Annotated in this window: 19 protein-coding genes; 10 read left to right on the plus strand and 9 right to left on the minus strand. The window is 67.9% G+C overall.

Translation table 11 applies throughout. From position 1 onward, the window contains the following. The coding region (locus tag MT490_RS02815; RefSeq protein WP_297384075.1) for an IS5 family transposase at nt 1–407 on the plus strand (407 nt) is incomplete at its 5' end. A gap of 82 nt (nt 408–489) precedes the next feature. On the opposite strand, the gene MT490_RS02820 is transcribed toward MT490_RS02815, so the two are convergent. Continuing rightward, nucleotides 490–1,134, minus strand: coding sequence for an FKBP-type peptidyl-prolyl cis-trans isomerase (locus tag MT490_RS02820; protein ID WP_297384076.1), 645 nt, complete (start codon nt 1,132–1,134; stop codon nt 490–492). 88 nt (nt 1,135–1,222) lie between these two features. Further along, nucleotides 1,223–1,429: a 30S ribosomal protein S21 gene (gene rpsU / locus MT490_RS02825; RefSeq protein WP_019368605.1), complete on the minus strand. Its 207-nt coding sequence runs from the start codon at nt 1,427–1,429 to the stop codon at nt 1,223–1,225. A gap of 240 nt (nt 1,430–1,669) precedes the next feature. Here rpsU and MT490_RS02830 point away from each other — a divergent pair, with 240 nt between their 5' ends. From MT490_RS02830 to MT490_RS02845, 4 genes are all read left to right on the plus strand, one after another. After that, on the plus strand, nt 1,670–2,410 hold the full coding sequence (locus MT490_RS02830; protein ID WP_297384078.1) for a response regulator transcription factor: 741 nt from the start codon (nt 1,670–1,672) through the stop codon (nt 2,408–2,410). A 10-nt stretch (nt 2,411–2,420) separates the two neighbouring features. Further along, nucleotides 2,421–3,686, plus strand: a complete 1,266-nt coding sequence (locus MT490_RS02835; protein WP_297384080.1) for a HAMP domain-containing sensor histidine kinase — start codon at nt 2,421–2,423, stop codon at nt 3,684–3,686. 307 nt (nt 3,687–3,993) lie between these two features. Next, complete coding sequence (locus MT490_RS02840) at nt 3,994–4,896, plus strand: intradiol ring-cleavage dioxygenase (protein ID WP_297384082.1); 903 nt, start codon at nt 3,994–3,996, stop codon at nt 4,894–4,896. A gap of 234 nt (nt 4,897–5,130) precedes the next feature. Next, a complete protein-coding gene (locus MT490_RS02845) occupies nt 5,131–6,408 on the plus strand; it encodes an MFS transporter (protein WP_297384084.1) in 1,278 nt (425 codons plus the stop codon). A gap of 174 nt (nt 6,409–6,582) precedes the next feature. Here MT490_RS02845 and MT490_RS02850 read toward each other — a convergent pair whose 3' ends face one another. The 3 genes from MT490_RS02850 to MT490_RS02860 all read right to left on the minus strand — a co-directional run bounded on the left by MT490_RS02850 (nt 6,583) and on the right by MT490_RS02860 (nt 10,606). Then, nucleotides 6,583–6,969: a response regulator gene (locus MT490_RS02850; protein WP_297384086.1), complete on the minus strand. Its 387-nt coding sequence runs from the start codon at nt 6,967–6,969 to the stop codon at nt 6,583–6,585. Nucleotides 6,970–7,037: 68 nt separating this feature from the next. Then, a complete protein-coding gene (locus MT490_RS02855; protein WP_297384088.1) occupies nt 7,038–9,488 on the minus strand; it encodes an ATP-binding protein in 2,451 nt (816 codons plus the stop codon). Continuing rightward, the gene (locus tag MT490_RS02860; RefSeq protein ID WP_297384089.1) at nt 9,488–10,606 is read right to left on the minus strand and encodes a GGDEF domain-containing phosphodiesterase; all 1,119 of its coding nucleotides are present in this window, start codon (nt 10,604–10,606) and stop codon (nt 9,488–9,490) included. The genes MT490_RS02855 and MT490_RS02860 overlap by 1 nt, the downstream gene beginning before the upstream one ends. Nucleotides 10,607–11,365: 759 nt before the next feature. On the opposite strand from MT490_RS02860, the gene MT490_RS02865 reads away from it, so the two are divergent. Then, a complete protein-coding gene (locus tag MT490_RS02865) occupies nt 11,366–12,682 on the plus strand; it encodes a UDP-glucose/GDP-mannose dehydrogenase family protein (protein WP_297384090.1) in 1,317 nt (438 codons plus the stop codon). Here the strand turns inward: MT490_RS02865 and rfbD are convergent, their stop codons facing one another. From rfbD to rfbA, 4 genes are read right to left on the minus strand one after another with little or no spacing between them, the layout of a single operon-like run. Beyond that, entirely contained in the window at nt 12,683–13,558 is an 876-nt protein-coding gene (gene rfbD / locus MT490_RS02870; RefSeq protein ID WP_297384091.1) for a dTDP-4-dehydrorhamnose reductase, read from the minus strand. Continuing rightward, entirely contained in the window at nt 13,558–14,616 is a 1,059-nt protein-coding gene (gene rfbB / locus MT490_RS02875; RefSeq protein ID WP_297384092.1) for a dTDP-glucose 4,6-dehydratase, read from the minus strand. The genes rfbD and rfbB overlap by 1 nt, the downstream gene beginning before the upstream one ends. Next, nucleotides 14,616–15,182: a dTDP-4-dehydrorhamnose 3,5-epimerase gene (rfbC, locus tag MT490_RS02880; RefSeq protein WP_297384094.1), complete on the minus strand. Its 567-nt coding sequence runs from the start codon at nt 15,180–15,182 to the stop codon at nt 14,616–14,618. The genes rfbB and rfbC overlap by 1 nt, the downstream gene beginning before the upstream one ends. Continuing rightward, complete coding sequence (gene rfbA / locus MT490_RS02885; RefSeq protein WP_297384096.1) at nt 15,179–16,057, minus strand: glucose-1-phosphate thymidylyltransferase RfbA; 879 nt, start codon at nt 16,055–16,057, stop codon at nt 15,179–15,181. The genes rfbC and rfbA overlap by 4 nt, the downstream gene beginning before the upstream one ends. A 138-nt stretch (nt 16,058–16,195) precedes the next feature. On the opposite strand from rfbA, the gene cysD reads away from it, so the two are divergent. The 4 genes from cysD to MT490_RS02905 all read left to right on the plus strand — a co-directional run bounded on the left by cysD (nt 16,196) and on the right by MT490_RS02905 (nt 21,053). Further along, entirely contained in the window at nt 16,196–17,104 is a 909-nt protein-coding gene (gene cysD, locus MT490_RS02890; RefSeq protein WP_297384097.1) for a sulfate adenylyltransferase subunit CysD, read from the plus strand. Beyond that, complete coding sequence (gene cysN / locus MT490_RS02895) at nt 17,104–19,017, plus strand: sulfate adenylyltransferase subunit CysN (RefSeq protein WP_297384099.1); 1,914 nt, start codon at nt 17,104–17,106, stop codon at nt 19,015–19,017. The genes cysD and cysN overlap by 1 nt, the downstream gene beginning before the upstream one ends. Next, the gene (locus tag MT490_RS02900; RefSeq protein WP_297384101.1) at nt 19,014–19,733 is read left to right on the plus strand and encodes a 3'(2'),5'-bisphosphate nucleotidase CysQ; all 720 of its coding nucleotides are present in this window, start codon (nt 19,014–19,016) and stop codon (nt 19,731–19,733) included. The genes cysN and MT490_RS02900 overlap by 4 nt, the downstream gene beginning before the upstream one ends. Nucleotides 19,734–20,180: 447 nt before the next feature. After that, a complete protein-coding gene (locus tag MT490_RS02905) occupies nt 20,181–21,053 on the plus strand; it encodes a CoA ester lyase (protein WP_297384103.1) in 873 nt (290 codons plus the stop codon). Nucleotides 21,054–21,123 lie beyond the last annotated feature (70 nt).

Here is a 21,123-nt window from a genome sequence, read left to right on the forward strand (position 1 = left end):
GTCGTTCGCGTGGCGGGCGGACGACCAAGATCCACGCGCTGGCTGACGCTTTCGGCCGACCCGTCGCCTTCATCCTGACGCCCGGCAACACCGCCGACAACATCGTCGCGCCCGCGCTTCTCGACACCGTGCCGGCACCATCCCGCCTGCTCGGCGACAAGGCTTACGACACCGATGCCATCCGTCTCCTTCTCAAACAGCGCAACGTCGAGGCCGTCATCCCCTCCAGTGCACGCCGTACCCGACCCATCCCCTTCGACCGCACCGCCTACAAGCGACGAAACCTCGTCGAACGCATGTTCTGCCGCTTCAAGGACTGGCGACGCATCGCCACTCGTTACGACCGACGCGCCGACAACTTCCTCGCCGCCATCGCTCTCGTCGCCACCGTCTCCTTCTGGTGCTGATTGAGTCGTGACCCTAAGCCGCAGCCGCCGTCCGCATCAAATCGTCGATGACCCGATAGCGACGCGCCGAAGGGCGACGCGCTTACTGCCCAGGAACACCCTGCGGCGGCGGGCCACCGGCACCCGGCTGACCACCAGGAGCGCCGCCCTGCTGTTGCTGCTGCATCATCTGCTGCATCATCATCTGCTGGACGACCGCGGCCGGGATGATGCGCTCGGGGCTGACGGTGAAGACGAGCATCGCGTCGGGCGGAACGCGCTCGGGATCGGGGCTCTGGACGCCCGGCGCGCCGTAAGCGAGGTTGGCCGGGATCCACAGGCGGTACTTGCCGCCCTTCTGCATCAGCTTGAGGCCTTCGAGGAAGCCGGGAATCGCGCTGCCCTGCTGGATCGGGAACGGCACCGGGCGGCCACCACCCGGATCGAAGACGGTACCGTCGCGGAAGCGGCCCTCGTAATTGGCGATGACATAGTCGCCCTCGCCGGCCGTGGGGCCCTCGCCCGCTTCGAGCACCTGGTACTGGAGCCCCGACGCCGTGACCTGCACGCCGGGACGCCCCTTGTTCCAGGCGAGATACTGCGCGTCGGTGCCCTTGGCGGCGACCTGCTCGCGCGTGCCCAGCCAGGCGAGGCCAAAGGCCAGCGCAACCGCGAGCAGCACGCCGATCCACAGCCAGACCTTATAGGCCCGCTTGACGGGCTGGAGCGGAACGGCGGTCACGGACATCGAGTCATCCCCAAATCGGCGTTCCGCCGCTTAACTTCGCACTTTTCGCGCGAATCGTGAAAGAAAACTGCGCCGAAGCGCAGGATTCTTACCGTGCGCTGTCGCGCTCGACGCGCTTGCGCTCGAGCTTGCGCGCGCGGCGGACCGCGGCGGCGCGCTCGCGTGCGCGCTTCTCGCTGGGCTTCTCGTAGTGGCGGCGGAGCTTCATCTCGCGATAGACGCCCTCACGCTGCAGCTTCTTCTTGAGCGCCCGCAGCGCCTGGTCGACATTATTGTCGCGAACGATGATTTGCATAAGGCCGTACAGCTCCGATCTCGATACAATAGAATAGGGTTCGCCGGAGCACAGGCTGCGGCGTCGTTGCGGCCACCTATCAGCGCAAATTCGATTTTTCAAGGTCCGAGGCGACGTCCGGACGAGAATCCGGGTCCGGATGCCGAAGACCAGTGTGGCCATACGGCAACAGCGCGGCCACATTACACTGCGTTGCAGCCGTGCAACGTCCCCGATAGGTTCGCCTGCCATTCCACACGGATGCAGCCAGCCCTCGCCTTGGACCTCGAGACCCGCCTTCTCATAGTCGACGACGACCCCGGAATCCGCGAGCTCACCGCAGGCTTCCTGGCGCAGCACGGCTATATCGTCGACACCGCCGCGGGCGGCACCGAGATGCGCGAGGCGATGGCGACGCACGATTATGCCTTGGTCGTGCTCGACCTGATGATGCCGGGCGAGGACGGGCTGACGATCCTCCGGTCGATGGACCGCGAGACCGGGCCCGCGGTGATCCTCCATTCGGTGATCGGCGAGGATGTCGACCGGATCGTCGGGCTCGAGATGGGCGCCGACGACTATGTCGCCAAGCCCGCCAACCCGCGCGAGCTGCTCGCGCGGATCCGCTCGGTGCTGCGCCGCAGCGGGAGCGGCGGCGAGCGGACCGCGGCCAAGGCGCCCGAGCGCAGCTTCCTGCGCTTCGCCGGCTGGCGGCTCGATCCGGTGGCGCGCCAGCTCTACGACCCCGAGAACGTCATCATCAACCTGTCCGACGGCGAGTTCCGGCTGCTGCTCGCTCTGGTCGAACGCCCGCGGCGCGTGCTGACCCGCGACATGCTGCTCGACCTTTCGCGCGGACCGATGTCCGAGCATTTCGACCGGGCGATCGACGTGCAGATGAGCCGGCTCAGGAAGAAGCTCGCCCGGCCCGGCCGCGAGGAACTGATCCGCACGATCCGCAACGAAGGCTATATGTTCGTCGCCGAAGTGACCGGGAAGTGAGGCGGGTGAAATGAAGCGGGCACGCTCGATCGTCGTGCCCATCGTTCTGCTGGTGATCGCCGCGGCGCTGATCGCCACGACGATGCAGTTCGCGATCATGTTCAACGGCCCGCCGCCCGGGGGACGGCCGATGCCGATCGCACGCGTCGCCGAGGCGCTGCGCACCGGCCAGGTACCGGCCAATGCGCGCGACATCGTGGTGACGCGCACCCGCGAGGATCGGTTCGGCCGCAGCATGGAGCAGCCCGCACCCGAGCGCGATGCTGCGATCGCGGCGCTGATCCCGGTGCCGGCATCGCGCGTACACGGATTGTACGAATCCTACCCGCGCGATCCCGTCAGCGACATCCATGGAAGCTTCACCATCGGACTCGAGGACGGCGACGGCTGGATCATTGTCTCCACCAAGCCACGGCCGACCTTCACCAGCTGGCACCTGACCCGCATCGCCGGCGCGCTGGCGACGCTGGTATTGCTGTCGCTGCTCGCCTGGTTCGTGGCGGGGCGGATCTCGCGGCCGATCCGGCAGCTGGCCGGGGCCGCGACGCGGGCGCGGCTGGGCGCCCGCCCCGAAATTCCGCGCGGCGGCCCGAAGGAGCTGCGCGAACTCGCCGAGGCAGTGGAAGCGATGCAGGACCGCATCCTGCAGCAGGCGGAGGGGCGCACGACGATGCTCGCCGCCATCGCGCACGACCTGGGCACTCCGCTCTCGCGCATCGCCTTCTGGGTCGAGCAGCTTCCCGAGGCCGCGCGCGACCGCGCCGCCGCCGATATCGAGGAGATGCGCGCGATGCTCGGCGCGGTGCTGCGCTTCACGCGCGACGACCGCAACCGGGTGCCGCACGCGCGGCTCGACCTGGGCAGCCTGATCGAGAGCCTGGGCGAGGACCTGGCAGTGGCGGGGGTGCCGGTCGAGGTCGATCTCGGACCGCGCGTGATCGTCGAGGGAGACCCCGCGGCGCTGCGGCGACTGCTCACCAACCTGGTCGAGAATGCGGTGCGCTATGGCGACCGGGCGCGGCTGTGCTGGTCCTACGCGCCCGGCTGGGCCGAAGTGCTGGTGGAGGACGAGGGCCCGGGTTTCCCGGCGGGACGCGCCGACGCGCTGTTCGCCCCCTTCGTCCGCGGCGAGACCTCGCGCAACCGCGCGACAGGCGGCACCGGCCTGGGCCTCGCGATCGTCCGCTCGATCGCCGAGGCGCATGGCGGCGAGGTGCTGCTGGAGAACCGCGCCGGCGGCGGCGGGCGCGTGCGGGTGCGGCTGCCGGCGGAGTGACGGCGCCATTCAGGCGGGCGGGGACTTTATCCTCCCCCGCCAGGGGGAGGTGGCACGCGTAGCGTGACGGAGAGGGCGGAACCACCGTGCTCCGTTGGAGAGTGCGCTGCCTACCTCCCCCTCCGACGCCTTCGGCGCCACCTCCCCCTGGCGGGGGAGGATCTTGAATGTCGACACGACCCCAGCCCCCGGCTTTCGCCGGGGTAACGGCTCTTTGCTGCAACGCGCTGCAACAATCCGCGAACCTGCGAAATTCCGCCGTGCGGTTGGCCCGGCACTTCCGCAGTCCAACAAGCGGGAGTGAAATATGCAAGACCATATCGAAGAACACGACCTCGGCCTCGCCCATGACCTGCAGGCGATCAATGCGCTCGCCAGCCGCCGCCGGGCGCTGCGCTGGTTCGCCGGTGCGGGCGCGGGCGCGCTGCTGACCGCGTGCGATGGGGGCGGCTCGACGAGCGGCACCGTCGTCACGGCTACTCCCACGCCGACGCCGAGCGCGAGCGCCACGCCCACGCCGAGCCCGACCGCGACGCCCACCCCGACGGCGGGCTGCGTCGTCGACCCGACCGAGACCAACGGCCCCTACCCCGCCGACGGCACCAACACGTCGAGCGGCCTCACCTCCAACGCGCTGACCGCCGCCAATGTCGTGCGCAGCGACCTTCGCCCGAGCTTCATCGGCAGCTCGACCGCGGTGGCCGCGGGCGTCCAGCTGACGCTGACGCTCACGGTGGTGAACGTCAATTCGAGCTGCGCACCGCTCGCCGGCTATGCCGTCTACCTCTGGCACTGCGACCGCGACGGCAAATATTCGCTCTACGACCTGCCGAACGAGAGCTATCTGCGCGGCGTGGGCGTGACCGACGCCAACGGCCAGATCACCTTCACCACCATCTTCCCGGGCTGCTATGCCGGGCGTTGGCCGCACATGCACTTCGAAGTGTTCTCGAGCCTGACCACGGCGACGAGCGGGCGCTATGCGGCTTTGGTCTCGCAGCTCGCCATGCCGGCCGCGACGTGCACCGAGGTCTACAACAACGCCACCGGCTACGACACCAGCGTGCGTAACCTGGCGGGCGTGTCGATCGCGAGCGACAATGTGTTCGGTGACAATTCGAGCGCCCAGATCGCGCAGCAGACCCCGACGATGAGCGGCAGCGTCTCGGCCGGATACACCGCGACGGCGGTGATCGGGCTGGCGCGGTAGAATTAGGGATGGGTCGACATTCAGCCTTGGTTTGACGCGCGTAGCCAAGTCTGGCTGATTTTCATCCTCCCCCGCCAGGGGGAGGATAAGGGAGGCTGAATGCCGCCCTATCCTATCAACGAGCTCCACCGTGGGGCGGCCGGCATCCCGCGCCGGCCGGGCGCCCGCCTGCCGAGATGGCCTCTCCCTCTGTGCCACTTCCCGGCAGGCGGCGCGCCGTTATAGTGCGCCGCGATGCATGCCTCCGCACCCGCGCCCGCCCATCGTCTGAAATCGATCCTCGGCGGTTCGGCGGGCAATCTCGTCGAATGGTATGACTGGTACGCCTATGCGGTGCTCGCCAGCTATCTCGCGCCGCATTTCTTCCCCGACGACGCCTCCAAGGACCTGAACGCCTGGGCGGTGTTCGCGGTGGGCTTCTTCATGCGGCCGATCGGCGGCTGGCTGATGGGGGTCTATGGCGACCGGCACGGGCGCAAGGCCGGGCTGACATTGTCGGTGACGCTGATGTGCATTGGTTCGCTGATGATCGCGCTCACCCCGGGCTATGCCGCGATCGGCCCGCTGGCGACCGTCTCGCTGGTGGTCGCGCGGCTGATCCAGGGGCTGTCGCTCGGCGGCGAATATGGCGCGAGCGCGACCTATCTCTCGGAGATGGCGGGCAAGCGGCATCGCGGCTTCTTCTCGAGCTTCCAATACGTCACTTTGATCTCGGGCCAGCTCACGGCGCTGGTCGTGCTGCTCGTGCTGCAGGCCGCGATGCCCGAGGCCGCGCTCAAGCAATGGGGCTGGCGCATCCCGTTCCTGATCGGCGGCGTGCTCGCGGTGGTCGTGTTCTGGCTGCGACGCCGGCTGGCCGAGACCGAGAGCTTCGCGAAGCGCGACGCGGCGCGCAAATCGAGCTTCGGGGCGCTGTTCCTCGAGCATCCGCGCGAGGCGGCGGTGGTGATGCTGCTCACCGCGGGCGGGACGCTCGCTTTCTACGCCTATACGATCTACCCGATCGCCTTCCTCAAGAAGACCGCCGGCTTCTCGGACGCCGCGGCGACGCAGGTCAATGCGGCCGCCCTGTTCGTGTTCATGGCGATCCAGCCGCTCGCGGGCGCGCTGTCGGACCGGATCGGGCGCAAGCCGCTGATGGTGAGTTTCGGGGTGCTGGGCGTGCTGCTCACCTGGCCGATCTTCACTGCGCTCGAGGATGTCCGGACCGCGTGGCAAGCCTTCGCGCTGATGACCGGCGCGCTGGTGATCGTCACCGGCTACACCTCGATCAACGCGGTGGTGAAGGCCGAGCTGTTCCCCGCACATATCCGCACGCTGGGCGTCGCCCTGCCCTACGCGCTGGCGAACGCGATCTTCGGCGGCACGGCGCCCTATGTCGCCTTGTGGTTCAAGGAAGCGGGCTGGGAGCGCGGCTTCTACTGGTACGTCACCGCGATGATCGGGATCTCGCTGATCACCTATCTGCGGATGCGCGACACCGCGAAGCATTCGCGGATCCTGGAGGATTAGGGCGGATCGACACTGAGCCTTCCCAATCCTCCCCCGCCAGGGGGAGGTGTCAGCCGCAGGCTGACGGAGGGGGAGGAAGCACGCCGATAGTGGGTCGCCGCCCTCCCCCTCCGACGCCTTCGGCGCCACCTCCCCCTGGCGGGGGAGGATTTGAATGTCGATACGGTCCTCGACTTAGGCCAGCAGGCCCCCGCCGCGGCTGGCGAGCACGCGGCCGATCGAATCGAACAAAGCGTCCATCGCCACCGGCTTGAACAGTACGTCGTCGGCACCCAGGCCGAGGCAGCGCTCGCGCAGGTCGACCGCGGTGTCGGCGGTCACGACGATGATCGGCAATTTGCCCTTCTCGTCATCGCGCGCGCGGATGCGGCGGATCGTCTCGAAGCCGTCGGTGCCGGGCATGCGCAGATCGACCAGCACGACATCGAAGCTCTCGGCATCGATCTTGGCCAGGCCCTCCTCGGCCCAGCTCGCCTCGGCCATGGTCGCCCCGGCGACGTCGAGCATGTCCTTCACGACCCGGCGGTTCATCGGATCGTCCTCGATGAAGAGGATGTTCATGGCGTGCCGCCACGCGCGCCGGAGGGAGATTTAGCGACCGTTTTTATCATATAAACTGTGGTATCGCGCTAAGCCGCCTGGGACACAAGCGGGTCGCCGCCGGCGGGCTTCAAATTTTCTTCCGCGTCCGGAATGACCGCAGCAATCAGCGCGGCACCCGAAACCGGCTTTTCAATGATTTGTCCGGCACCCTTCGCAAGGAGTTGCGCGCGCGTCTCCGCGTCGGGCTTCATCCAGAGGACCGAACAGGCGCCGGGAGAAGCGGCCGCGGCGAGTTTCTCCAGGCTCTCCAGCTCGCCTTCGCCGGCCTTGAGCGTCGCTTCGTCCACGAGCAGGTGCGTGACCGACTTCTCCTCCATCATCGCCAGCGCCTCCCCGGCGCTCGCGGCGAAACGCAGCGAGGCCAGCTTCGGCTCCAATAAGGTGCGCAGCATGCTGCGCGCGATCGGATTGCGATCGAGGATCAGCATTTCCGCGCCGGCGCGGACGCCGCCCGCGCTTGCGTCGGCGGGGGCCTCGGCGGCCACCAGCGGCAGGTCCACGGTGAAGGTGGCGCCCTGCCCTTCCGCGCTCTCCACGGCGATGTCGCCGCCGAGCGCGCGGGCCAGGTTACGGCAGATGGTGAGGCCCAGGCCGGTGCCGCCGAACTGGCGCGTCGTGCCGGCATCGACCTGGCGGAAGGATTCGAAGATCTCCTCGAACTTCTCGGCCGGGATGCCGATGCCGCTGTCGGTCACGACGAGGCGGAGGCGGCGCGCCTCGCCTTCGCCCTCGGCCACCGCGCGCAGCGTGACGCTGCCCCGTTCGGTGAACTTGATCGCGTTGGAAAGGAGGTTGAACACGATCTGGCGCAGGCGGCCGGCGTCGCTGACGATCCAGCCGGGCGCGTCGCCGAGCTCGAGGCGGAAGCCCAGGCCCTTGCCGCGCGCCTGCTCCTCCCAGAGCCGCGTCACTTCGCGCAGCGTCGCGGGGAGGTCCATCGGCGCGGCGTCGACGGTGAGGTTGCCGGTCTCCATCTTGGCGACGTCGAGGATGTCGTCGACGAGGCTGCGCATCGTCACGCCGGCGCCGTGGACGATCCCGATGCGGTCGCGCGTCCCGGCATCGAGCTTCGGGTCGGCGAGCATGACCTGGGTCATGCCGAGGATGCCGTTGAGCGGGGTGCGGATCTCGTGGCTGGTGGTCGCGAGGAACTCGGTCTTGGCCTTCAGCGCCTTCTCGAGCGCGACATTGGTCTCGCCGAGGACGACGTTGGTGGCGCGGACCTGGTTGCGGCTGCGGCGGATCGTGACGAGGCCGAAGCTCAGCAGCGCGATGATGACGAGCGTGGCGCCGCCGATGCTGAGGAACAAGGTGCGCTGGAACGCGGCGGTGCGGCGGGCTTCGTCCGCCTTGAGCGTCTGGATGCGCGTCTGCTGCTCGGCGAAGTTGAAGCGCGCGGCCATCAGCGCCGCACCGGTGGACGTCGCGACCTTGGTCGCCTCGTCGTCGAGCCGCTTCATCGCCTCGAGATGCGCAAGCGCCGGTCGCGTCGCGCCGGCATCGCGCAGGATCTCGTAGGCGAAGCCGTGCGAGATGCGGAAGTCGCCCGTGGTCGTGGCCAGGTCCACGCCGGCGAAGCACGCGCCGATCAGGCGCACCGCCCTCGCCCTGTCGCCCCGGCTGGCGGCGAGCCTGGCGGCGGTGGCGAGAAGGTGGCGGCGCAGCAGATCGGCGTCGGCGTCCCGCGCCAGCTTGAAGCCGCGCGCGAGCGTGCGGTCGGCCGCGTCGAACTGCTTGAGATCGACCTGGTTGCGCGCGAGATTGACCAGCACCCGCGCCTCAAGGACCGGCATGTCGAGCTGGCGGGCGATGGCGAGCGCCGCCTCATATTCCTTCTCGGCCTCGGCCAGGCGGCCCAAGGTGGCGAGGATGTTGCCGCGGCGATTGCGGAGCGACAGCGACAGCAAAGGATCGCCGTCATAGAGCTCCGCCGCCTGGCGATAATATTGCTCGGCGCGGTTGTTGTCGGTCGCGGTGCTGTAGAGCGCGCCGATATTCTGGAGCGCGATCGCCTGGCTGCGGGGCTCCTTGACCGCCCCGAAGACGCGGAAGGCGTTCTGGTAATTGGCCAGCGCCTCCACCGGGGCGTTGCGCTGCATGAGCAGCACGCCCTGCGCCATCAGCAGGTCGCCGCGCAGCTTGGTGGGGCCGCCGATGTTGCCGATCAGCCGGAGCGCCTCGTCGAGCATGGGCGCGGCGCGATCGGCGCCGTTGCTGCGCAGATGCGCCTCGGCGCCCAGCCAGCGCGCAGTGGCGAGCGCGAGGATGCGCTGGCGCCGATCGGGAATCCGGCGGGCCATCGCGTCGATCAGCACGACATGACGCAGCGCCTGCGCCTGATCGGCCATCATGCTGTCCTTGGCCGCCTGGACCTGCGCCTCGAGCGCCTTGGGGAAGGGCTGTTCGGCGGCGGATGCGGGGAGGACGCAGAGTTGCGCGAGCGCCAGCGCCAGCCCGATGCGGAGCAGTCCGCGCATCAGGCGCGCTTCCAGAAGCTTTCGGGCCGGATGAATGACTGCACGTTGCCCGCGCTGGCGAGATGCGCCTCCTCGGCAAGATATTTGCGGAAGGCCTCGAAGCCGAGCGGGCGCGAGAGCAGGAAGCCCTGCACCATGTCGCAGCCCATCACGCTGAGCAAAGCGAGCGCGGACGGCGTCTCGACCCCCTCGGCGGTGACTTCCATCTCGAGCGCATGGGCGAGATCGATCGTCGAACGGACGATCAGCGGATCGCGATTGCTGGAGGTCAGCTGCATCACGAACATCTTGTCGATCTTGAGCTCGCTGGCGGGCAGCCGCTTGAGATAGGCGAGCGAGGAGAGCCCCGCGCCATAATCGTCGATCGCGAGCTGGACGCCGATATCGGCGAACTGCTGCAGATGCTGGATCGCGCTGTCCGGATCGCGGATCACCGCGGTCTCGGTGATCTCGAAGCCGAGCTTGGCGCCGCTGACCGCGACGATCGCACAGGCTTCCTTCACGAACTCGGCATCGGCGAGCAGCATGCCCGAGATGTTGAGGAACAAGGTGATGTCGTGCCCCTCGGCGGCGAGCCTCTTCTGGTCGGCGATCACCTGGCGCAAGGTCCACATGGTGAGCGCGCCGATCTCGCCCGCTTCCTCGGCGACCGAGATGAAGTCGCCCGGCAGGATCAGGCCGCGTTGCGGATGCTGCCAGCGGACGAGCGCCTCGGCGCTCGCGATCTCCTGCCGCCGGACATGGACCTTGGGCTGATATTGCAGGAACATCTCGCCCTCGGCGATCGCGCGCGGAAGCTCGCGCATCAGCGTCAGGCGATCGAAGGCGAGATCGGCGCGCGAGAGATCGAGCATGACCACGCGCTTCTCGCCGCGCGCCTGATCGAGCGCCGATTCGGCCGCCTCGGTCAGCCGGACGTCGTCGCACTCCTCGCACGGCGCCGCGGCGACGCCGAACTGCATCTGAAGCTGATAGGATTCGCCGTCGAGATCGAAAGGCAGCGCCAGCGCCTTGCGCAGCCGATCCACGTCGGCGGCCCCGGCTTCGGGGGCTTCGCGCTCGAACGCGACTTCGATCAGCGCGCGGCCGGCGGTGAGGATCCGGACGTCGGGAAGCACGCTGGAGATTCGCGCCGCGACGTCCAAAACCAGCGCATCCGCGCGCGGCCGGCCCAGATGGCGGCGCAGAGTCGCGAAGTTCACAATCTCACATTGGGACAGAATCCGCCAAAGCCCCACCGTGCCGCGGAAGGGTTTTTCGGCGGTCATCCCGATCAAGGACGCCTGGCCAGCCAGCGTCGCGGACATATCGGCGTCGCCGCGCGCACACGCCTGGGGCACGCACTGCGCGTTCGCTTTCGCAGCGATTCCATTGGCTTCCACATGAGGCGCGAGCGCACGTGGCGCGACCTCCCCGCGGGGCACCGAAGGCTCAAACCCTGCCGACATGCGCCCGGATCTAAGCCACGACCCTTGAAGGAACGGTTAAATCCGGCCCCCGGCAATGCCCGCCGGCCCCGCGCGCTTCCGCAGAAATCCGGATTGATTCACCGTTAATCCCTCCTTAACCACGGGAATCGCGCATCACTGCGCACGATGGGAGATCAATGATGTTGGCGTTTGACCTTCTTTTTCGCGAAAAGAGCACGGGCGAAGACATCCGTCCGTTCTGACTTTTCGTCACATCCGGGCCGGCGGTGAAGCACCTTCAGCTGTGAAGGCGCGCTGACCGGCCCGGACGAATATTCGATCAGCGGCCGGAATCCGGCCGCTTTTTTTGTGCCTGCAAATCGGAGCAGGCCGCTTCCCCTTTCGCGCACTTGCCCTCCGCCCCGGGTTGGTTAAGGGCTGGGCTCTTCACTCTGAAAGGGATTTGCATTGCGCATCGCGATGATCGGCACGGGATATGTCGGCCTGGTTTCCGGCGCCTGCTTCTCGGATTTCGGCCATGAGGTCGTCTGCGTCGACAAGGACGCGCGCAAGATCGAGCTGCTCCACCAGAATGTGATGCCGATCTACGAGCCCGGGCTCGCCGAGCTGGTCGCCTCGAACGTCAAGGCGGGCCGTCTCACCTTCACCACCGACCTTGCCGAGGGCGTCAAGGACGCCGACGCGGTGTTCATCGCGGTGGGCACCCCCAGCCGGCGCGGCGATGGCCATGCCGACCTTTCCTATGTCTTCGCGGCCGCGCGCGAGATCGGCGAGAACCTGACCAAGCCGAGCGTGATCGTCACCAAGTCGACCGTGCCGGTGGGCACCGGCGACGAAGTCGAGCGGATCATCGCCGAGATCGCTCCGAACAGCGGCGCCAGGATCGTCTCCAATCCCGAATTCCTGCGCGAAGGCGCGGCGATCGAGGATTTCAAGCGGCCCGACCGCGTCGTGATCGGCACCGACGACGAGGGTGCGCGTGAGGTGATGCGCGCCATCTATCGCCCGCTCTCGCTCAACCAGAACGCCCCCCTGCTGTTCACCGGCCGACGCACCTCCGAGCTGATCAAATATGCCGCGAACGCGTTCCTCGCGGTCAAGATCACCTTCATCAACGAGATCGCGGACCTGTGCGAGGAGGTCGGCGCCGACGTGCAGGAAGTCGCGCGCGGCATCGGCATGGACAACCGCATCGGCGGCAAGTTCCTCCATGCCGGCCCCGGCTATGGCGGCTCCTGTTTCCCCAAGGACACGCTGGCGCTGCTCAAGACCGCGGGCGACAACGACACGCCGCTCCGCATCGTCGAGGCGACGGTGCAAGTGAACGACGCCCGCAAGCGCGCGATGGGCCGCAAGGTGATCAAGGCGATGGGCGGCGACGTCCGCGGCAAGACCGTCGCGGTACTCGGCCTCACCTTCAAGCCCAACACCGACGACATGCGCGACGCGCCGAGCCTTTCGATCGTCGCCGCGCTCGAGGACGCCGGGGCGACCGTGAAGGCCTATGATCCCGAGGGTTTCGAGCAGGCGCGGCCGCTGCTGCCCAATGTCGAGTTCAGCGACAGCGCCTATGCCGCGGCGGACGGCGCCGACGCACTGGTGATCGTGACCGAATGGGACGCGTTCCGCGCGCTCGACCTCGACCGGATCAAGTCGCTGCTCAAGACGCCTTTGCTCGTCGACCTGCGCAACATCTATCCGCCGGCGGAAGCGGCGCGCGCCGGGCTCAAGCTTGTGGGCGTGGGCAAGCCGAAGGCGCGCTGATCAGGCGATCAGGCGCGCAACCACCGGCTCAAGCGAATCGCGCCATTCGGGCGCACGACAGCCGAAGGTCGCGGCGAAGCGGCTGGTATCCAGCCGCGAATTGGCGGGGCGCCGCGCCGGCGTGGGATAGGCACTGGTCGGGATGCCGGTGACCGAGGCGCTCGGCCCGCCGCGCGCCGCGCTGAGCGCCATGATCGCGCGGGCGAAATCGGCCCAGTTCGTCTCGCCGCTGCCGACAAGATGATAGACGGCATCGGCGCCCTTGCCCGGGTCCGATGCCCAGACGTCCGCGACGCGCAGCATGGCGTCGGCGATGTCGAGTGCCGAGGTGGGACAGCCGCGTTGGTCCTCGACCACGCGGAGTTCGTCGCGATCGGCAGCGAGGCGGAGCATGGTCTTGACGAAATTGTTGCCGAACGGGCTGTACACCCAGGCGGTACGCAGGATCGCATAGCGCGCGCCCGATGCCGCGATCGCGCGCTCACCCGCAAGTTTGGTTTCGCCGTAGACGCCGAGCGGAGCGACGGGATCTTCTTCGCGATAGGGTCGGTCGCCGGCGCCGTCGAAGACATAGTCGGTCGAGAGATGGACGATCGGCGCGCCGATCCCGGCTGCCGCGCGCGCGAGCGCGCCGGGGCCATCCCCGTTCACCGCCATCGCGAGCTCGGATTCACTCTCGGCCTTGTCGACCGCCGTATAAGCGGCGACGCTGAACACGAGGTCGGGGCGGACCTGCTCGACCGTCCGCGCGATCGATGCGGGGTCCGCGAGGTCGAACCCTGGGCGATCGACGAAGACCAGCTCGTGCGCCGCCCCCGCACGCTCGGCGATGCTCCGGGCGACCTGGCCATTGCGGCCGGTGACGAGGATCCGCATCAGCCCTTGGTGCCGAGCCGCTCGCCGGCATAGCTGCCCGAGCGGATCGGCTCCCACCACCAGCGATTGTCGAGATACCAGTCGATGGTCCTGGCGAGGCCGGTGTCGAAATTCTCCTCGGCCTGCCAACCCAACTCGGTCTCGAGCTTGGTGGCGTCGATCGCGTAACGGCGGTCATGGCCCGGGCGATCGGTGACGAACTCGATCAGCGCGCGCCGCGGCTTACCGTCGGCAAGCGGCGCGCGGGCGTCGAGGATGTCGCAGATCGTCTCGACCACCTCGAGATTGGTGCGCTCGTTGCGGCCGCCGACATTGTAGCTCTCGCCCAGTTTGCCGGTGGTCAGGATCAGCGCCAGCGCCTTGGCGTGATCGTCGACATAGAGCCAATCGCGGACATTCTCGCCCTTGCCATAGATCGGCAGGCGCTTGCCCTCGAGCGCGTTGAGGATGGTGAGCGGGATCAGCTTCTCGGGGAAGTGATAGGGCCCGTAGTTGTTCGAGCAGTTGGAGAGCACCACCGGCAGCCCATAGGTCTCGTGCCAGGCGCGGACGAAATGGTCCGAGGCTGCCTTGGACGCCGAATAAGGCGAGGACGGCGCATAGGGTGTCTCTTCGGTGAAGATGCCGCTGTCGAAGGGCAAGTCGCCGAACACCTCGTCGGTGGAGATGTGGTGGAAGCGGAAACCGGCCTTGGCCTCGCCTTCGAGCCCGCGCCAATATTCCAGCGCCGCCGAGAGCAGGCGGAACGTGCCGACCACGTTGGTCTCAATGAACGCGCCAGGACCGTCGATCGAGCGATCGACATGGCTCTCCGCGGCGAGGTGCATGATCCCCTCGACCTTCTCCGAGCGGAGCAGTTCGAGCACCAGCGGCACGTCGCCGATATCGCCCTGGACGAAGCGATGGTTGGGGGCGTTCTCGATCGCCTTGAGCGATGCGGGGTTGCCGGCATAAGTCAGCTTGTCGAGGTTGATGACTCGCGTGCCGCCGCGGACAAGATGGCGGACCACCGCCGAGCCGATGAACCCGGCCCCGCCGGTGACCAGAACGGTACGCATCAATCTGCCTCATATGCGAAGGGACTGTCGAAGTCCTTGAAGTACGGCGCGACGGCGTCCTTCTCCGACAAGATCGCGTCGCCGGGCCGCGGCCAGACGATGCCGAGATCCGGATCGTCCCAGCGGATCGCTCCCTCGCTCTCGCGCGAGTAGGGCGCACTGACCTTGTAGAGCACCTCGACATCGGGGGTGAGCGTCATGAAGCCGTGCGCGAAGCCCACCGGCACCAGCAACTGGTTCCACTTCTCCGCCGAGAGCTCAGCCGCTACCCATCGGCCATAGCTCGGCGAGCCCCGGCGGAGATCAACCGCCACGTCGAAGATCGCGCCGCGCAGCACGCGGATCAGCTTGGCCTGCGCGAAAGGCGGAGCCTGGAAATGCAGGCCGCGCACCGTGCCCACCTCGGCGCTGAACGACTGATTGTCCTGCATCCAGTCGATCGCGAGCCCCTCCGCTTCGAAGGCAGCGCGCTTGAACACTTCGGAGAAGAACCCGCGATGATCGCCGAATTTGGGGGGCGTGACTTCGACGACCTCGGGAATGGCCAGCCGGCGGAACTCGGTCATGCGCGCGCCGCCACCAGCTTCTTGAGGTAATCGGCATAACCCGTCTTGCCGAGCTGTGCGGCACGGGCGAGCACCGCCTCGTCGCCGAGCCAACCCGCATCCAGCGCGACTTCCTCCGGGCAGGCGATCTTGATGCCGGTGCGATGTTCGATGGTGCGGACGAACGAACTCGCCTCGTGCAGGCTTTCATGCGTGCCGGTATCGAGCCAGGCATAGCCGCGGCCGAGGCGCGTGATATGAAGGTCACCGCGCTCCATATAGGCGCGGTTGACGTCGGTGATTTCGAGTTCGCCGCGCGCCGAGGGCTGGATAGACCTGGCGATGTCGACGACGTCCTTGTCGTAGAAATACAGGCCCGTGATCGCCCAGTTGGACTTGGGATCGGCGGGTTTCTCCTCGACGCTGGTGGCGCGGCCGGTCTCGTCGAACGCGACCACGCCGTAGCGCTCGGGATCGTCGACATGGTAGGCGAAGACGTTGGCGCCGCCCTTGGCGGCCTCCGAGGCGGCGGCAACGCATTTCTCGCCCATCTTGTCGCCGTGATAGATGTTGTCGCCGAGGATGAGCGCGCTGGGCTGGCCGTCCACGAAATCGGCGCCGATGATGAAGGCTTCCGCAAGCCCGTTGGGCTGGGGCTGTTCGGCATAGGAGAAATTGACGCCGAATGCCGAGCCGTCGCCTAGCAGCGCCTCGAACAGCGGCAGATCGCGCGGCGTGGAGATGATCAGGATATCGCGGATGCCGGCGAGCATCAGCACCGAGAGCGGATAATAGATCATCGGCTTGTCGAAGACCGGAAGCAGCTGCTTCGAGATCGAAAGCGTTGCCGGATACAGGCGCGTGCCGCTGCCGCCTGCCAGAATGATACCCTTCATACGTGCCTGATCTCGTCCCCGGTTTGTGGCGGCGCATCTAGCCCAACCCACCGGGCTTGGACACCCCCCGCCGCGGGTATGACTGGCTAAACATTATCTAGATCGCCGCGGCGTTCGCCGCATCCTAGATGGGCCGCAATGCGTTCCTCTTCCCCCCTCACCCATCTCCAGCGCCTCGAGGCCGAGAGCATCCATATCCTGCGCGAAGTGGTCGCCGAGGCCGAGCGGCCGGTGATGCTCTATTCGATCGGCAAGGACAGCGCAGTGATGCTGCACCTGGCCAAGAAGGCCTTCTATCCCGCGCCGCCGCCCTTCCCGCTGCTCCATGTCGACACGACGTGGAAGTTCCAGGCGATGTACGACCTGCGCGACAAGGCGGCCAAGGCCGCGGGGATGGAGCTGCTCGTCCACCGGAATCCCGATGCGGTGGCGCAGGGGATCAACCCCTTCGACCATGGCAGCCTGCACACCGACCTGTGGAAGACCGAAGGGCTCAAGCAGGCGCTCGACCTTTATGGCTTCGACGCGGCGTTCGGCGGCGCGCGGCGCGACGAGGAGAAGAGCCGCGCCAAGGAGCGCGTCTTCTCGTTCCGCACCGCCTCGCACCGCTGGGACCCCAAGAACCAGCGTCCCGAGCTCTGGCACCTCTACAACGCCCGGAAGAGCAAGGGCGAGAGCATGCGGGTGTTCCCGATCTCGAACTGGACCGAGCTCGACATCTGGCAGTACATCCTCGCCGAGGGGATCGAGATCGTGCCGCTCTACTTCGCCGCGCCGCGACCGACGGTGGAGCGCGACGGGCTGATCCTGATGGTCGACGACGACCGCTTCCGGCTGCGCCCCGGCGAGACGCCGGTCGAGCGATCGGTGCGCTTCCGCACGCTCGGCTGCTATCCGCTGACCGGCGCGGTCGAGAGCGAGGCGGCCACGCTGGAGGACGTGATCCAGGAGATGCTGCTCACCACCACCTCCGAACGCCAGGGCCGCGCGATCGACCACGACCAGGCCGCGAGCATGGAGAAGAAGAAGCAGGAGGGCTATTTCTGATGACCTCCTACCGCCCCGACGCGCTGATCGCGTCCGACATCTCGGCGTACCTCACGCTGCACCAGAACAAGTCGCTGCTGCGGTTCATCACCTGCGGCTCGGTGGACGACGGCAAGTCCACGCTGATCGGGCGGCTGCTCTACGATTCGAAGATGATCTTCGAGGACCAGCTCGCCAGCCTCGAGGCCGACAGCAAGCGCGTCGGCACGCAGGGGCAGGAGATCGACTTCGCCTTGCTCGTCGACGGGCTCGCCGCGGAGCGCGAGCAGGGCATCACGATCGACGTCGCCTATCGCTTCTTCGCTACGAGCACGCGCAAGTTCATCGTCGCCGATACGCCCGGCCACGAGCAATATACCCGCAACATGGTCACCGGCGCCTCGACCGCCGACCTCGCGGTGATCCTGATCGACGCGCGCAAGGGCGTGCTCACCCAGACGCGGCGGCACAGCTACCTCGCGCACCTGCTCGGCATCCGGCACATCGTGCTCGCGGTGAACAAGATGGACCTGATCGGCTACGACCAGGCCGCCTATGACGCGATCGTCGAGGACTATCGGACCTTCGCGGAATCGATCGGCATCAAGGCCTTCACCCCGATCCCGATCTCGGGGTTCAAGGGCGACAACGTCACCGGGCTTTCGGAGAACACGCCGTGGTTCGCCGGGCCGGCGCTGCTCGAGCATCTCGAGCGCGTCGAGGTCGAGGCCGAGGCCGATCGCGCCAAGCCGTTCCGGCTTCCGGTGCAGTGGGTGAACAGACCCAATCTCGACTTTCGCGGCTTTGCCGGCCTGATCGCCAGCGGCACCGTGAAGCCTGGCGACGCCGTGCGGATCCTGCCTTCGGGACGCATCACCACGGTCTCGCGGATCGTCGCCATGGGGGGCGACCGCGACGAAGCCGGGGCGGGCGAGTCGGTCACGCTGACCCTCGCCGACGAAGTCGACTGCTCGCGCGGCGACGTGATCGCCGCGGCCGACGCGCCGCCGCAGGCCGCCGACCAGTTCAAGGCGACGATCGTCTGGATGGACCAGAACGAGCTGCTGCCCGGCCGCGCTTACTGGCTCAAGCTCGGCACGCAGACGGTGAGCGTGACCGTCCGCGAGCCCGAACATGCGATTGACGTCAACACGCTCGCGCATCTCTCCGCGCGGACGCTCAAGCTCAACGATATCGGCGTGGCGGAGATCGCCGCCGACCGACCGATCGTGTTCGAGCCCTATGCCGACAGCCACGATCTCGGCGGGTTCATCCTGATCGACAAGGTGTCCAACGCCACCGTCGCCGCGGGGATGTTGCACCATGCGCTTCGCCGCGCGCAGAACGTCCATTGGCAGGCGGTGGAGATCACCCGCGAGGCGCATGCCGCGCAGAAGAGCCAGCAGGCGCGCCTGCTCTGGTTCACCGGGCTCTCGGGCTCGGGCAAGTCGACCATCGCCAACCTGGTCGAGAAGAAGCTGCACGCGATGGGCAAGCACAGCTTCCTGCTCGACGGCGACAACATCCGCCACGGGCTCAACCGCGACCTCGGCTTTTCGGACGCCGACCGCGTCGAGAATATCCGCCGGGTGGGCGAGGTCGCCAAGCTGATGACCGATGCCGGGCTGATCGTGCTGACCGCCTTCATCTCGCCCTTCCGTGCCGAGCGCGAGATGGTGCGCGCGATGCTGCCCCAGGGCGACTTCTTCGAGATTTTCATCGACACGCCGATCGCCGAGGCCGAGCGCCGTGACCCCAAGGGCCTGTACCGCAAGGCGCGCGCGGGCGAGATCGCCAACTTCACCGGCATCTCGAGCCCCTATGAGGCGCCCGGGAACCCCGAGATCCGCGTCGATACTACCAGGGAATCGCCCGAAGCCGCCGCCGAGCGGATCGTCGAGACGATCATGGGAACCTGGAGCCCGGTGATTTGACCGACGCCGAGCTCGCGCGCGACATCGCCACCGAAGCGGGGGCGCTGCTGCTGCGCATCCAGGCCGAGTGCGCGGGCGGCGACCGCGGCGACCGCGAAGCCAATGCCCTGATCCTCGACCGGCTGCGCGCGGCGCGGCCCGACGACGCGATCCTATCCGAGGAATCGGCGGATGATCCCGTGCGGCTAGGCCGCAGCCGGGTGTGGATCGTCGACCCGCTGGACGGCACGCGCGAATTCGCCGAGCGGCGCGACGATTGGGCGGTGCATGTCGCGCTGGCGGTGGACGGCCGTGCCGCCATCGGGGCGGTCGCGCTCCCGCGGCTGGGCATGACGCTTTCGAGCGACGCCCCTCCCCCGCTCCCCGAACCGCAGACGCCGCCGCGGCTGCTGGTCAGCCGGACGCGGCCGAGCGCGCTCTGCACGAACGTGGCGGAGCGGATCGGCGCGGTACCGGTCGGCATGGGATCGGCGGGCGCCAAGGCGATGGCGGTGGTGCGCGGCGCGGCCGAGATCTACCTGCACAGCGGCGGGCAGCATCAATGGGACAATTGCGCCCCGGTCGCGGTGGCACTGGCGGCGGGGCTGCACGCGTCGCGGATCGACGGATCGCCGATCGTCTACAACGAGCGGCCGACGAGCATTCCCGACCTGCTGATCTGCCGGAAGGAATGGGCCGAGACGGTGCTGGAAGCGGTGCGCGGCTGCACCGGCTGAGCGGGGGGCGTGGGCCCGAACTCTGCCACTCCCTATCCTCCCCCGCCAGGGGGAGGTGTCAGCCGCAGGCTGACGGAGGGGGCGGAATCACTGCGCTCAATTGGAGAGTGCGCCGCTTACCTCCCCCTCCGACGCCTTCGGCGCCACCTCCCCCTGGCGGGGGAGGATCAAGAGGGCCGGATCTCGATACGCCCCAGGAACGCGGTACAATCCCATAAAGGACAACTCCCGAACAGATTCGGCGCGGCGCATGGCCTAATGGGGAGTCGCGGATGCTTCGTCTCCCTGCGCATCCGCCAGTAACGTATGCCGCAGCTCCTCCCTCGGGGCGGCATCGCCTGGGAGCAAGCCGAAGCCGCCAACGATCCCTCGCGGCTTCGGCTTGAGCCCCCTGGTTTACCTCCTCCATTCGCCGTTCTAGGTCTGTCCTCCGAACCCGGAGGATCCATGGCCGAACCGTTGACCGCACGCTCCCTGCTCTTCGCGCCCGGCGATTCCGAACGGAAGCTGGCCAAGGCCGGCGCCAGCGGCGCGGACCTCGTGCTGCTCGATCTCGAAGACGCGGTGGCGACGGCGAACAAGAGCGAAGCGCGCCGATTGGTCGCCGAGCATCTGCGGACCGCCGCGCGCGCGCAGCCGCAATGGGTGCGGATCAACCCGCTCGACAGCGAATATGCACTCGCCGACCTCGCGGCTCTGGTGCCGGCGCGGCCCGACGGGATCATGCTCCCCAAGGCGACCCGCGCCGAGGCCGAACGACTCCATCACTATTTGACCGCGCTCGAAGCCTCGGCCGGCATCGCGGCCGGCAGCATCCGTACCATCGTCGTCGCGACCGAGACCGCCCCTGCCCTGTTCGGGCTCGGCGACTATGCCGGGTGTCCGCGCCTCGCCGCGCTCACCTGGGGGGCGGAGGACAGCGCGACCGCGCTCGGCGCGACCGACAATCGCGACGAGAACGGCGACTATGATTTCCCCTACCAGCTCTTCCGCGCGCTCTGCCTGGCCGGAGCCGCTGCCGCCGGGGTCACGCCGATCGAGACGATCCATGGCGATTTCCGCGACCTGGACGGCCTGGCCAAGGTCGCCGCCAAGGCCCGCCGCGCCGGCTTCCGTGGCATGATGGCAATCCATCCCGACCAGGTGCCGGTGATCAACCGCGCCTTCTCGCCCTCCGAAGCGGAGCTGGCGCGCGCCGAGCGGATCGTCGCGGCATTCGCGGCGAACCCCGACGCGGGGACGATCGGGCTCGACGGCGCGATGCTCGATATGCCCCATCTGAAGCGGGCCCAGGCAGTGCTCACGCTGCGCCGCGACTGACGCGCTCCACCGCGCGTTTCAGTTGATTCCCCAAACGTTACAGGTAGGTATGCGAGACATGTATTCGGGG

Source organism: Sphingomonas sp. (assembly GCF_026460985.1).
In the GTDB taxonomy this organism is placed as follows: Bacteria; Pseudomonadota; Alphaproteobacteria; order Sphingomonadales; family Sphingomonadaceae; genus Sphingomonas.

What these genes read in the sequence shown, in the direction of transcription:
- rpsU (WP_019368605.1), bottom strand. Translation starts at nt 1,429, where the DNA reads ATGCAAATCATCGTTCGCGACAATAATGTCGACCAGGCGCTGCGGGCG.
- MT490_RS02840 (WP_297384082.1), top strand. Translation starts at nt 3,994, where the DNA reads ATGCAAGACCATATCGAAGAACACGACCTCGGCCTCGCCCATGACCTG.
- MT490_RS02855 (WP_297384088.1), bottom strand. Translation starts at nt 9,488, where the DNA reads ATGCGCGGACTGCTCCGCATCGGGCTGGCGCTGGCGCTCGCGCAACTC.
- cysN (WP_297384099.1), top strand. Translation starts at nt 17,104, where the DNA reads ATGACCTCCTACCGCCCCGACGCGCTGATCGCGTCCGACATCTCGGCG.
- rfbD (WP_297384091.1), bottom strand. Translation starts at nt 13,558, where the DNA reads ATGCGGATCCTCGTCACCGGCCGCAATGGCCAGGTCGCCCGGAGCATC.
- MT490_RS02905 (WP_297384103.1), top strand. Translation starts at nt 20,181, where the DNA reads ATGGCCGAACCGTTGACCGCACGCTCCCTGCTCTTCGCGCCCGGCGAT.
- MT490_RS02845 (WP_297384084.1), top strand. Translation starts at nt 5,131, where the DNA reads ATGCATGCCTCCGCACCCGCGCCCGCCCATCGTCTGAAATCGATCCTC.
- rfbC (WP_297384094.1), bottom strand. Translation starts at nt 15,182, where the DNA reads ATGACCGAGTTCCGCCGGCTGGCCATTCCCGAGGTCGTCGAAGTCACG.
- MT490_RS02835 (WP_297384080.1), top strand. Translation starts at nt 2,421, where the DNA reads ATGAAGCGGGCACGCTCGATCGTCGTGCCCATCGTTCTGCTGGTGATC.
- cysD (WP_297384097.1), top strand. Translation starts at nt 16,196, where the DNA reads ATGCGTTCCTCTTCCCCCCTCACCCATCTCCAGCGCCTCGAGGCCGAG.
- rfbA (WP_297384096.1), bottom strand. Translation starts at nt 16,057, where the DNA reads ATGAAGGGTATCATTCTGGCAGGCGGCAGCGGCACGCGCCTGTATCCG.
- MT490_RS02830 (WP_297384078.1), top strand. Translation starts at nt 1,670, where the DNA reads ATGCAGCCAGCCCTCGCCTTGGACCTCGAGACCCGCCTTCTCATAGTC.
- rfbB (WP_297384092.1), bottom strand. Translation starts at nt 14,616, where the DNA reads ATGCGTACCGTTCTGGTCACCGGCGGGGCCGGGTTCATCGGCTCGGCG.
- MT490_RS02820 (WP_297384076.1), bottom strand. Translation starts at nt 1,134, where the DNA reads ATGTCCGTGACCGCCGTTCCGCTCCAGCCCGTCAAGCGGGCCTATAAG.
- MT490_RS02850 (WP_297384086.1), bottom strand. Translation starts at nt 6,969, where the DNA reads ATGAACATCCTCTTCATCGAGGACGATCCGATGAACCGCCGGGTCGTG.